Source organism: Romboutsia sp. MSSM.1001216sp_RTP31141st1_G3_RTP31141_220114 (assembly GCF_039031195.1).
In the GTDB taxonomy this organism is placed as follows: domain Bacteria; phylum Bacillota; class Clostridia; order Peptostreptococcales; family Peptostreptococcaceae; genus Romboutsia_C; species Romboutsia_C hominis.
The window spans coordinates 1-14025 of the sequence record NZ_JBCIUO010000011.1; the positions used below are offsets into that span (position 1 = coordinate 1).

The window sequence follows — 14025 nt, forward strand, 5'->3', positions numbered from 1 at the left end:
TGCTCAGCTTCAACATTTTGTCTAAGGACAGAACATACTTTACAATCATCTTCTTGTCCTTCTTCAGAAGTTAAAGCTACTTCTTCTTGTACTTTTTTCATTTTTGATTCTTTTTGTTCTTTTAAATATTCTGCTATACTTGGATCAAGTAATTGTTGCATATACTTATATAATATGTGTGTATGATGGATTAAGAATGTCTTCATATCTTTATATAAATCTTCATATTGATTGAATAGATATCTAACATCATTACATATTACGTCTTTAACTGCACTAGATATACTTATAGTTACATCTATTAATATACTAGTTCCTTCTATTTCAACTATTCTAGCTATCATACAGCTTCCAACTTTAAAGTCTTTTAATAAGTTGATGTCTTCTGTTGAAATTTCTCTCTCAGTTAAACAGTCTTTTAATACTATTTTACCTTCTAATATTTCTGTAACTTCATATACGCTTACATAAGATTCAAATAAACTTCTTAACACTTCAACATCTTGAGTTGTTAAGTTATCTCTATTTTCTTCATAAAATTCAACTGTCATTACTTTCTTATTTTCCATTATGTGGTCTTGGATAAAATAAGTGTTGAAGAATCTTTCAAATTTTTCATTAGTTGCTTCATCCTCAACTATATAGAACATTTCCTTAGCTTTTTCACATTCTTCTTTAAATTTATCTTGTTTAGCAAATTCCTGTATTCTTGTATATAATTGTGAATATTGTTTTTGTGTAGAACTAACTTTTCTCTCAGCTCTCTCCATAACAACATCTTTATTTAAACAGCATTTTTTATATTTTTTGCCACTTCCACAAGGGCATAACTCATTTCTCCCTAACAATGTGACTGTCACTCCTTCATTTTTATATTAGATTAAAGTACAATTTATTATTATACCATTTTTTATTAAATGATTCTATAAATATCATATTATTTTATTAAATTTATGTATACTGTTAAGTTTTGGTATATAAAATTGACCTTTGGATATATATAGTGTTTCTACAGATTTTTTAAATATTCCTTCATATTTATTTTGTCATTTTTATACTTAATACTATTAAATATCTTATAAGACTTTGTATATATACACTATCCTTTCTTAAAATATGTTTTTCTTTTCAAAATCTATCCTAATATACAAAAAAACTATCTAAATTTATAGATAGTTCTTATTTTTTATTTTGTATTCTATTTTTTAAGATTCTTTTTCTGGATAAAAAGGTTCTTTATCAATTAAAACTGATACGTCTCCCTTCTCAGATATTTCAACCTTAAAACTAGATTCTTTATCTTTGCTCTGTGGTCTTGGAGCTACTGTAATAAATCCTTTTGTTACTAACTCTTGGATAATGTCTGTATCATTATTTATTTTATTTATTTCAATTTCTCCACTTTGTATGGCTAAATTTGTAGCCGTAACTAAACCTGATGCTGCTACCTTATCGGCATTAATTTTTGCCGTCTGCTGAACTTCTCCAAACTTCAGAAATCCTATCCCAGATAATATTCCTAAAATAGTTATAACTATAACCATTTCTACTAGTGTGAATCCTTGCTTCTTTTTGCTTTTTTTATTAATCATAATTTCACCTCTTAAAATGAACTTGATAAATCAAACATAGGAGTTATCATTGCTATAGCAAATACCCCCACAAAAATACCTATTATGACTATTATTGTAGGTTCTATAGATTTGATTACTTTCTCTATTTTTGTACTTAGTTTGCTTGTATATAGATCTTCGCTAGATTTTAAACATCTATCTAATCGCCCACTTTCTTCTCCTATTTTTATTATACTTATGAGCGATTTTGGAAATATATTTGATAAGCTTATTGAATATGAAATACTATTCCCTTTGTTGATATGATCTATTGAAATTAAAATTTTTTTATAAATATATTTATTATCAATAACTCTTGCAGATATTTCTACTGCCTCAGTTATCTGTATACCACTTTCTATTAATAGCCTTAGTGTTGAACAAAATCTACTAGCCACTAATAATTCTATTATACCTCTTATTATTGGCAATCTTAATGCTACTATATATAGTATAGCTTTAAATGTGTAAGTATATTTATATAAATAAAATATCCCAGATACTATTGATAATAAACCAAATATTATTGTACTAAAGTTATTTCTGAAGAATTTTCCTAAATTTATAAGTACCTTTGTTAATACTGGAATATCTATATCATTTACTATGAAAATAGATTCAAAATTTGGTATTATCATAGTTATTGCAACTATTACAGAGATTAAAAATGATATACAAACAAATGCTGGGTATATCAACATATTTTTTATCCTAGACTTGGACTTATATTGATTGTCATAATACTTAGCTAGATTATTCATAGCATATTCTAACTTTCCAGTAACTTCACCTGCTCTTATAGTACTTATAAAAAACATTGAAAATGAATTTGTATTTTGAAATGATTGACTTATAGAATTACCTTTTTGTATATCTTGTATTATTTTATTTATGACTCTTCTTATCTTTGGGCTTGATTGATTTCTTATTAATTCAAATGCATTTATTATATGACATCCTGAATCTAATAATATACCCATTTCATTGCATAAATCTTTTAATTCTCTATCTTTTAATTTGTATGATTTCTCTTTTAACTTTTTATTTTTATTATTTACTACTTTACTTTCAGTAAAATCCTCATATATATTAGAATCCATTTTATCCTCGTTTATTGTATAAATTATAATTTTAAATACCTATTTCTAAACTTATGTATTCTTCTTCAGTAGTTATATTATTATCGATTAAATCTTTTGCACTTTCTTCAAATGTTATCATGCCATTTTTTATTGCAGTATCTTTTATGGTGTTATAATCTTGCATATTTTGTATATCTTTTCTTATATCATTATCTATTTCTAGTATTTCATAAATAGCAGTTCTTCCTTTATAGCCCAATCCATTACATTCTTCGCACTCCCTATTTGTATGTTTCTCATTAGTTTGGTTTAATTCATTTACTTCCTTCTGCATAATACAAGTGGTACATACTTTTCTTATGAGCTTTTGAGATATAATTCCTATTAGAGATGCACTTATCAAATATTGTGGTATTTCCATATCTAATAATCTAGATATGGCAGATACTGCATCTTTAGTATGTATAGTACTTATCACTAAATGGCCTGTAGTAGCTGCTTTTATTGCTATTTTTGCTGTTTCTATATCTCTTATTTCTCCAACTATAATTATATCTGGGTCTTGTCTTAATATAGACCTTAATCCATTTTCAAAACTCAAGCCTACTTTATTATTTACTTGTATCTGGTTTACTCCTTCTATTTTGTACTCTACAGGATCCTCTATAGTCACTATGTTTTTACTTGTGCATTTTAAATCATTTATTATAGAGTATACTGTTGTAGTTTTTCCACTTCCTGTTGATCCTGTTACTAATAATATCCCTGACTTTTTATTTATAATACTTTCTATCTTATCTATAGCTTTATTAGAAAATCCAAGTTCTTCTTTTCTTTTTAGAAATGACTTTCTATTTAATATTCTTAAAACAATTTTTTCACCATAAACAGTTGGTAGAGTTGATGCTCTAATATCAATCACTTGACCTTTTACCTCAATGGCAAGTCTACCATCTTGAGGTAATCTTTTTTCAGTTATATTCATAAATGTATCTAATTTTATTACTACTAATAGTTGTTGATATACTTCATATTCTATTTTTATATCTTCTACTAAGAATCCATCTATCCTTAACCTAACTATTATATGCTCTTTAAATGGTTCTATGTGTATATCACTAGCATTTTTTATTATAGCTTTGTCTAATATACTTTTAAAAATGTCTCTTGCATAAGTTTCATTTAAATTTATATTATTTCCTATGTACAATTCTTCTTCTGGTCTTTTTAGAACTTCTTCTTTTACATCATTTTGTATGTGTTTATGTTTCATATTAAACACTTTGTATTTGTTTCTAATTATTTTATTTTTTAAAGATATACTCTCAATTTTATTTAGGTTTATTTTATTTACCTCCTATATACTCAAATTTACCTTGATAATTAATTTTTCCAATTTGATACTCTCTAATTAGTATCGCCATCATGCTACTTATTAATATATACTAGTTAATATTATCAACATATATTTGTCTTTCATACAACTATACTCCCTATAAATTAATTTTTATGTTATTTAATTTCTAATAATATCATCCATATTTTTAATAACTCTTTAGAGTTCTAAGTATATTAAATAATATGTAGTTTAATTCTAATAAAAAAAGAGAAAGACACGTTGTGCCTTTCTCTTTTTTTATTATTCTTCATACTTCAAAATTCTATTTATTATCTCTTCTTTTAACTCTTCCATTTTATCAAAGTTCATATTAGGCACATAGTATGCTTCTATAATATCATGCTTTGCCTTAGCCTTTTTTAAGTTTGATATAGCATAATTTAATAGCTCATCAAATACTTTTTTATCAAACTTAATTTCTTCTATATATTTTTCTAATTTTTCTTCATCTAGGTAAGCATTTAAATTTATAGTATTCTTACCTTCAAATAAACTACTTACGGTTATACCTATATCTAAATCTTTTATTATTACAGTTTCAATCTTATCCTTAATAAGTGGATAATGAAAAATTTCCACATTCATTCCCTTTTGAATGGCTTTATCACATATATTTCGTAAAAACGTAGTTTTACCTGTTCCTATATTACCTTTCAAGTGATATACCTTATTAACTTGACTTAATATACTATCTGCATAATCTAAATGTCCGACTGGTGTTATAGCTGTTCCAAATAAATGTCTTGGTGATTTATAAATACCAGTACTACTAGAATCTTTAAATATATCGTGTATAAAATGCTCTATTTTTAGATTTACTTGACCAAAGTCCATGCAATCTCTATACTTTTCTTCTATATCATAATAAATTGGCTCAGCAGCTTTTAAATACTTATATGCTCTTTTAAATGAGTTGCTTATATCTTTTCCACATTCTACAATAGTATCTTTATTTTTTTCTAATTTTCCTACATCCCAATATTTACCAAAATTTAATATTTCATCTATAGCACCAGGGTCTTTTGGGTCTACAATATGCGGTGCAGTTGCATCTAGCAGAACTACTCCTAATTTAAGTATCACAACCCCATCTAAAGAGCTTGGATCTGATGGACAGTAGTGTAGCTCTACATCATACCCTTTTTCAATAAATTCTTTTGCTATTTTTTTCATAAATGATGATTTTCCAACTCCTGGTCCACCTTTTAAGCAAAAGATTCTATTAACATTTTGAGGTATTATATTATCAAAAAAATTAAATGATCCATTTGCCGTATTTCCACCTGGGAATAACTTCCTAACTCTACCTGCCATGATTTAGCCCCCTCATATTTTTCTTCTACTTTATAAAATATTAATTTGCATTTTATTTTGTTACTATCTTAAAAATTATTTTGTCTATAACTAATTATTTTAATACATTTTTTAATATTAAAATTCAATGAATGCTTTTTATAGTTATATTCTTATTTACTTATAATATCTATTTAATAATTTTGTAATATAGCTATATCTAACTAAATAATCTTAAATAAAAATAGAACCGTCTCAATTTTGAGACGGCTCCTTATACTACGCTACATTATTTTGTATTTCTTGTTTTATCTTCTTATTTTTAATTATATTATAAATTGGCAAGCCAGCTAATGTTATTATAAGTCCTAATATAGCATTTTGTGTTTGAGTGATAAATGTACTAACAACAATAAATACTCCTCCTATTATTGCTATTATAGGTATTACTGGATATAACGGTACTTTATATGATCTCTTCATATTTGGCTTATCTTTTCTAAGTTTTATAACTCCTACAAATAACATTGTGTAGAATATCCATATTGTAAATATTGCTAAATCAGATAGGAAATTGAACTGACCTGATAAAGAATATATTATTGCTAACCCAGCTATTAACCACATTCCATTTAATGGAACACCATTATTATTTAACTTAGCAAAAGTTTTTGAAAAAGGTATTCTCCCGTCACATCCCATTATATAAGGTATTCTTCCTCCGGTCATCAAGAAACCATTTAATGTTCCAAATACCGATATTAATATACCTACACTTATCACCTTAGCTCCTGATTCTCCAAATAATTTACTTGCTACAAGTGTAGCTGGTGCACTTACTGCTGCCATCTCTGATGCTGGAACAACACATAAGTATGCTACATTTATAATTATGTATACTCCCATTACTAAAGAAATTCCGCCTACTATAGCTTTAGGTAAATGCTTAGCTGGATCTTTCATCTCACCTGCTAATGCTCCCACATATATCCATCCATCGTATGCAAATAAAGTTGCTATAAGTACTTGAGATATGGCGCTAACCATATTCGTATTTTCACCTACCAGAGGTGTCATTATATCTGTTGATGGTTCTCCTTTTATAAATCCAAATATAACTATAAGTGCTAAAGGTATTAACTTACATATTGTAGATACAGTTTGTATTCCTCCTCCAAATTTGGCACCTAGAGAATTTAATAAAGCTATAAGCACTATTACTCCTATTGCAATTAAAATTACATATATGTCACTTTGTAAACTCAATAAGCTCACTGCTTCTTGTGCAAATATAATTCCTAGCGCTGCTGTTATTGCAGGTATAAATAGTATAGATTGCATCCATCCTGTTAAAAATCCTACTTTTTCACCGTAAATTTCTTCTAAATAAACTATTAATCCACCTGGTTTTACTATACTAGAAGATATTTCAGCTGCTGTAAGCCCAGCAGCTATAGTTATAAGTCCCCCTATTAACCATGCTAAAAGTCCTAGACCTGCTCCTCCATTTGTAGATTCATATATGGCTTGTGGTTTAAAGAATACTCCCGAACCTATTAGCATTCCTACTACCGTAGAAAGTGCTGCACTTAAGCCTAATGTCTTTCTTAATCCTTTTTGATTATTGTTACTCATTGTTTCACCCCCAAGTTGCTCTATTTCGTGTTATTTTACATATTTTACTATTTAATTTAATAAATATCAATATAAATTGATATTTTAGTTTTAATTTTTTAAATTTTTTTAATTTTAAAATATTTACTTTAATTAATATAAATTTATAAATTATTTTTCTATAAATAATATAAAAAAATAGACTATCTCAGTTTTGAGATAGTCTATTTCATACTAGTCAACAGTTATTTCATAACCAGCTTCATTGTATTGGCTTATTATTTCTTTCCATATTTCTTCTACTCCAGTTTTCTTAAGAGAAGATATAGGAAGTATCTTTTCATCTTTATCTAATTGTAATTTCTTTCTTATCATACTAAAATGCTTTTGGTATTTACCTTTAGCTATTTTATCTGCTTTAGTAGCTATTACTACACATTTATATCCAAAGTGCTTTATCCATTCATACATCATAACGTCATCACTTGTAGGTTCATGTCTTATATCTACTAATAAGAATATTGCACATAATTCTTCTCTATCAGCTAGATATCTTTCCATTATAGTTCCCCATTTTTCTTTTTCAGATTTTGCAACCTTTGCATATCCGTAACCTGGAAGGTCAACAAAGAAAAATTCTTGGTTTATAAGATAGAAGTTTATTGTTCTAGTTTTACCAGGCGTCTGACTTGTTCTAGCAAAATTTCTTCTATTTAATAATGTATTTACTGTTGATGATTTTCCAACGTTAGATCTACCAACTAAAGCTATTTCTGGTATACCTTCGTCTGGGTATTGAGCTCTGTTTACTGCACTCATTGTTATTTCTGCACTTCTAATTTTCATTACTTTTCACCATTCCTTACTAATGCCTGCTCTAATACTTGGTCCATATGGTCTACAAGTACAAATTCCATTTTTTCTTTTACATTTTCAGGTATTTCATCTAAATCAGCTTCACACTCTTTTGGAAGTAATACCTTTGTTATTCCAGATCTATGTGCAGCCAATAGTTTTTCTCTAACTCCACCTACAGCTAAAACTCTTCCTCTAAGAGTTATTTCTCCTGTCATAGCAACATCATTTCTTACTGGTATATTTGTTAATGCTGATAAAACAGCTAAAGCCATTGTTATACCTGCTGATGGACCATCTTTAGGTACTGCACCTTCTGGTAAATGTATGTGTATATCTTTATTTTGGTAAAAATCAGGATCTATATCAAATTTGTCAGCAATTGATCTTATATAAGATATACCTGTTCTAGCTGATTCTTTCATTACATCACCTAGTTTACCAGTTAATACTATTTGGCCTTTACCTTTTACAACATTTACTTCTACAGTTAGAGTTTCTCCTCCAACAGACGTCCATGCAAGACCTGTTACAACACCTACTTCTGGTTTAGTTCCTGCTAATTGATGTCTATATTTATTCTTACCTAAGTAATCATCTAGGTCAGATTTATTTATAACTATTTCTTCTAAAGATTTATCTTCTACATATTTTTTAGCTGCTTTTCTGCATATTTTACCTATAGTTCTTTCAAGGTTTCTTACCCCTGCTTCTCTAGTATAAGATCCTATTATCTCTCTCATAGTTTCTTCATTTATTTTAACAAAACCAGGTGCTAAACCATGTTCTTTTATTTGTTTAGGTAATAAATATTTATTAGCTATATTAAGCTTTTCTTCTTCTATATATCCAGATACCTCTATTATTTCCATTCTATCTAATAAAGGTCTTGGAATAGTTCCTAAGCTATTTGCAGTTGTAACAAATAATATTTTTGATAAATCAAAAGGAACTTCCATGTAGTGATCCACAAAATCTTTGTTTTGCTCTGGATCTAAAACTTCTAACATTGCAGCAGATGGATCTCCCTTATAATCTGCTGACATTTTATCTATCTCGTCTAGTAAGAATACTGGATTTTTAGTTTTGGCTTCTTTTATTCCATTTATTATTCTTCCTGGTATAGCTCCTACATAAGTTCTTCTATGACCTCTTATTTCAGCTTCATCTCTAACTCCACCTAAAGATATTCTAACGAATTTTCTTCCTAATGAGTTCGCTATCGATTTTGCTATAGATGTTTTACCAACACCTGGAGGTCCTACTAAACATATGATAGGTCCTTTTAGTGATTTTGATAATGTTCTTATAGCTAAATACTCAAGTATTCTTTCTTTTACTTTTTCTAATCCATAATGTTCATTATCTAATATTTCTTTAGCTTTTTCTATATCAAGCTTGTCTCTAGTTTCATTGTTCCAAGGTAATGAGAATATATTATCTAAATACCCTCTTAAAACTGATACATCTGGAGACATTGGTGATATTCTAGAAAACTTATCTATTTCTTTAGATATCTTTTCTTTTGTTTCTTTAGGAGCTTTTATTTTCTTAAGCTTTGCTCTATACTCGTCAGCTTCAGAATTTATGTCTTCTTCTTCTCCTAATTCTTTTTGTATAGCTTTTAATTGTTCTCTTAGGTAATATTCCTTTTGAACCTTATTCATTTGCTTTTTAACTCTTAGAGTTATTTTCTTTTCTATTTTAAGTATATCTATCTCTTCTAAAAGAGTTTTGTATATTAATTCTAATCTTTTCTTAATATCAAACTCTTCTAAAACTTCTTGCTTTTGTTCTGGTTTTAGATAGATATTAGCAGCTATAGTGTCTATAAAACGATCTACATTTTCTATTTCACCTAGAGATATTAATATTTCTGGTGATACTCTATTTCCTATGTTTATGTACTCTTCAAATGCATCAAACACATTTCTTACAAGTGCTTCTACCTCAATATCTTCTTCTGCATTTTCATCATCGTATGCTATTTCCTCTATTGTTGCTTTAAAATACCCTTCTTCATTGCTTACTTCTTTTATTTTACCTCTTGAAATTCCTTCTACTAATACACGTACTGTATCCCCAGGAAGTTTTATCATTTGTTTAACTTTACATATAGTTCCTACATGATAAAAATCATCTTCTGTTGGCTCATCAACTTCTGCTGCTTTCTGAGAAGTTAAGAATACTAACTCATCAGCTAACATAGCTTGGTCTAAAGCTTTTAAAGATATTTCTCTTCCTATGTCAAAGTTTAGTATCATATATGGGAATATCGCTAATCCCCTCAGTGGAATTAGCGGTAATTCATGTTCTATCTTCGTATAATTCTGTTCCACTAATATCACTCCTTAAAGTGCTAGATTTTATTGCTTTATATATTATATATTTACAATCCCTAATTTTCAACATTTATAGAAAAATTCACTTTGCTTAAAGAATGTATAAACAAATTTATTGATTTGGTAAAATCTTTTATCACTTTTCTCTTATTTTATTATGTTGTAATATTGAATGTAATATACTAATGAATAAACTTTATATTTTTTATTTTAGAATAATATATATTTATTTATAAATATACTCTTATATAATTTTTATGATAAACTTTAAATAGGTTTTATATGAATAGTTTATATGATATTTTAATAATAAACAAGTTTTGACTATTATATGTAATGATCCTCTTTTATATAATTAATGATATTTTATACTTTTTAAAGTTTATTAATCTATTAATACCCATTAATTATAGTTATAAAATCCTTACATTTAAAAAGGAGCTTTTAAGGCTCCTCTTTTTTATTATGCACTTTCTTCTTGATCTTTTAATATAAATACTGGTTGTTCTCCTTTAGTTACACATTCCTTTGTAACTACAACTTTTTTAACGTCATCTCTCGATGGAACTTCAAACATGCTCTCCATCATGATTCCTTCAACTATACTTCTAAGACCTCTTGCACCTGTGTTTCTTTCTATAGCTTTATTAGCTATTGCACGAAGTGCGTCATCTTCGAATTCTAGTTCAACGTCATCTATTTCTAAAAGCTTTTTGTATTGTTTTACTAAAGCATTTTTAGGTTCTTTTAATATTTGAACTAAAGCATTTTCATCTAATAATTCTAGAGTTGCAACAACAGGAATCCTTCCTATAAACTCTGGTATTAAACCAAATTTAAGTAAATCTTCTGGAAGTACTTGGGCATATACCTTTCCTAAATCCATTTCTTTTTTACTTTCAATTTTAGCTCCAAATCCTAGAGTTTTTTCTTTACCACGGCCTTGTATTATTTTTTCAATACCATCAAAAGCTCCACCTAATATAAATAATATATTAGTTGTATCTATTTTTAAGAATTCTTGATGTGGATGCTTTCTACCACCTTGTGGTGGAACGTTAGCTGTTGTTCCTTCTAATATTTTTAAAAGAGCTTGTTGAACACCTTCTCCACTAACATCTCTAGTTATAGATGGATTTTCTGATTTTCTAGCTATCTTATCTATCTCATCTATATATATTATTCCTCTCTCAGCCTTTTCTACATCAAAGTCAGCTGCTTGGATAAGCTTTAGTAGTATGTTTTCTACGTCTTCTCCAACGTATCCAGCTTCTGTTAAAGATGTTGCATCAGCCATTGCAAAAGGAACATTTAGAGTTTTTGCTAGTGTTTGAGCTAATAATGTCTTCCCTGAACCTGTAGGCCCAAGTAAAAGTATATTACTCTTTTGTATTTCTACATCTTTATTGCTTGCCTTTTTACTGTATATTCTTTTATAATGATTATAAACTGCTACTGATAAAGCTTTTTTAGCTGTTTCTTGACCAATTACATAACCATTTAAGATATCCATCATCTCTTTTGGCTTAGGTAGAGATGTTGTATCCTCTTCAACAGTGTCTTCTATTTCTTCTTGGATTATTTCATCACAAAGTTCAACACACTCATCACATATATAAACACTTGGACCTGCAATTAACCTTCTTACTTGCTCTTGGTTTTTGCCGCAGAATGAACATTTTAACTGTCTTTTGTCTTCATTTTTTGACATATTAAGCACCTCTTCCTATCTACGGTCTTTTTGTGTGATTACTTCATCTATTAAACCATATTCCTTAGCTTCTTGTGCGCTCATGAAGTTATCACGTTCAGTATCCATTTGAATAGTTTCTAATGGCTGACCTGTTCTTTCAGATAATATTTTATTTAAAGTGTCTTTCATTTTTAATATTCTTTTTGCGTGTATTTCTATATCAGTTGCTTGCCCTCTAGTCCCACCTAATGGTTGATGTATCATTATCTCACTATTTGGTAATGCAAATCTCTTTCCTTTTTCTCCTGCTGCTAATAAGAATGCTCCCATAGACGCTGCCATACCTATACAGATAGTGCTTACATCTGGTTTGATATATTGCATTGTATCATATATTGCCATTCCAGCAGTTATACTTCCACCTGGTGAATTTATATATAAATGTATATCTTTATCTGGGTCATCTGCTTCTAGGAAAAGTAATTGTGCCACTACAAGACCTGCTGTAGCATCATTTACTTCGTCTCCTAAGAATATTATTCTATCTTTTAGTAATCTAGAATATATATCGTAAGATCTTTCTCCTCTTCCTGTTTGTTCAACAACTACAGGTACTAATGCCATAGATCATACCCCCTCTATATGTTTATATTTATTTTGTTTATATATAATTTACAGTAGCCTAAAAGGCTACTGTAAAAAATTAAGCTATTACTGCATTATCAACTAATAAATCTATAGTTTTTCTTATCTTTATTTGACCTTTTATATCTTCTATATCAGTTTCTCTTAAAGATGCTTTTATTTTATCAGATTCCATGTTGTACATTTTAGCCATTTTTTCTAATTCTTCGTTCATTTCTTCTTCTGAAACTTCTATAGCTTCAGCTTTAGCTATTGCTTCTAATACTAATGAAGATTTTACTAATCTAGCAGCATCTTCTCTTCTTTCTTCTCTTAACTCTTCTATGCTTCTTCCAGTCATTTGTAATAACTGTTGTAAGTTTAATCCTTGGTATTGTAATTGCATGTTAAGTTCCATTAACATATTGTCTATTTGATGTTGTATCATAGCTTCTGGTATTTCTACTTCTGTATTTGCAGAAACTTTTTCAACTATAGCATTTCTCATTTCAGCTTCAGCTGAAGCTTTTGCGTTTTCTTCTAACTTAGCTCTTAAGTCAGATTTTAATTCAACTAATGTATCAAACTCACTTGAATCTTTAGCAAATTCATCATCTAATTCTGGTAATTCTTTTACCTTAACATCATTTACTTTAACTTTGAATACTGCAGGCTTTCCAGCTAAGTTTTCAGCATGGTATTCTGCTGGGAACTCAACGTTTACTTCTACTTCTTCTCCAGCTTTCTTTCCTACTAATTGATCTTCAAATCCTGGTATGAAAGTGTTTGATCCTATAACTAAGCTATAGTTTTCACCTTTTCCACCTTCAAATGCTACACCATCAACGAATCCTTCGAAGTCTATTATAGCTGTGAATCCTTTTTCTAATGCTTTATCTTCTGCACTTACTAATCTAGCGTGCTTGTTTTGCATTTCTTGTAGGCTTACTTCAACTTCTGCTTCAGTTACATTATTATCAACTTTAGCTATTTCTATACCTTTGTAAGCTCCTAATTCAAACTCTGGTTTAACCTCAACAGTAACAACCATAACTAATCCGTTGTCTTTGCTTATTTCTTCTACATCTAAGTCTGGTCTATCTATTGGATCTATATCTAATTCTTTTATAGCTTCTGGATAAACTTCAGGGAATAATAATTCTATAGCATCGTTGTAGAATACACCTTTACCGTATTGAGATTCTATTACAACTCTTGGAGCTTTACCTTTTCTGAATCCTGGTATATTGAACTTTCCTTTATTTTTATTGTATGCTTTTGTTACTGCTGCTTCAAATTTATCATTTTCTACAGTTATTTTTAAAGATACTTTAGTACCTTCTTTTTTTAATAATTCTGCTTTCATTAACTTAATCCTCCTAGTTATTGTTATGTAATTAATTTATATTGATTTTAATTTACAATATTATAGTTTAACTCTTTAATTATATCACATAAGTTTTTTTATTTACAAGTATTCACTTAGTTTATAAAACTTTTGAATACTTGT

General features: G+C 28.4%; 11 protein-coding genes. All 11 read right to left on the reverse strand.

Annotated elements, in window-relative coordinates; translation table 11 throughout:
- On the reverse strand, positions 1-848 hold an 848-nt coding region (locus ABCP60_RS12625), incomplete at its 3' end, for an SEC-C domain-containing protein (RefSeq protein ID WP_343101837.1).
- Positions 849-1205: 357 nt separating this feature from the next.
- Complete coding sequence (locus tag ABCP60_RS12630) at positions 1206-1592, reverse strand: prepilin-type N-terminal cleavage/methylation domain-containing protein (protein WP_195238079.1); 387 nt, start codon at positions 1590-1592, stop codon at positions 1206-1208.
- Positions 1593-1603: 11 nt separating this feature from the next.
- Positions 1604-2713 (reverse strand): type II secretion system F family protein, encoded by a 1110-nt coding sequence (locus ABCP60_RS12635; RefSeq protein WP_092922386.1) that lies wholly within the window; start codon positions 2711-2713, stop codon positions 1604-1606.
- 31 nt (positions 2714-2744) lie between these two features.
- The gene (locus ABCP60_RS12640; protein ID WP_092922383.1) at positions 2745-3968 is read right to left on the reverse strand and encodes a GspE/PulE family protein; all 1224 of its coding nucleotides are present in this window, start codon (positions 3966-3968) and stop codon (positions 2745-2747) included.
- Between the two features lie 366 nt (positions 3969-4334).
- Positions 4335-5408, reverse strand: coding sequence for a PRK06851 family protein (locus tag ABCP60_RS12645; RefSeq protein ID WP_343101838.1), 1074 nt, complete (start codon positions 5406-5408; stop codon positions 4335-4337).
- 258 nt (positions 5409-5666) lie between these two features.
- Positions 5667-7022 (reverse strand): amino acid permease, encoded by a 1356-nt coding sequence (locus ABCP60_RS12650; RefSeq protein ID WP_092922377.1) that lies wholly within the window; start codon positions 7020-7022, stop codon positions 5667-5669.
- A 213-nt stretch (positions 7023-7235) separates the two neighbouring features.
- Positions 7236-7847 carry a ribosome biogenesis GTP-binding protein YihA/YsxC gene (yihA, locus tag ABCP60_RS12655; RefSeq protein WP_166504697.1) on the reverse strand — a complete coding sequence of 204 codons (612 nt, stop codon included), beginning with the start codon at positions 7845-7847 and terminating at the stop codon, positions 7236-7238.
- On the reverse strand, positions 7847-10195 hold the full coding sequence (lon, locus tag ABCP60_RS12660; protein WP_166504696.1) for an endopeptidase La: 2349 nt from the start codon (positions 10193-10195) through the stop codon (positions 7847-7849). The genes yihA and lon overlap by 1 nt, the downstream gene beginning before the upstream one ends.
- 466 nt (positions 10196-10661) lie before the next feature.
- Complete coding sequence (gene clpX / locus ABCP60_RS12665; protein ID WP_092922371.1) at positions 10662-11909, reverse strand: ATP-dependent Clp protease ATP-binding subunit ClpX; 1248 nt, start codon at positions 11907-11909, stop codon at positions 10662-10664.
- 15 nt (positions 11910-11924) lie between these two features.
- Entirely contained in the window at positions 11925-12515 is a 591-nt protein-coding gene (gene clpP / locus ABCP60_RS12670) for an ATP-dependent Clp endopeptidase proteolytic subunit ClpP (protein WP_092922368.1), read from the reverse strand.
- Positions 12516-12594: 79 nt separating this feature from the next.
- A complete protein-coding gene (tig, locus tag ABCP60_RS12675) occupies positions 12595-13881 on the reverse strand; it encodes a trigger factor (RefSeq protein ID WP_343101839.1) in 1287 nt (428 codons plus the stop codon).
- Between the last annotated feature and the right edge of the window lie 144 nt (positions 13882-14025).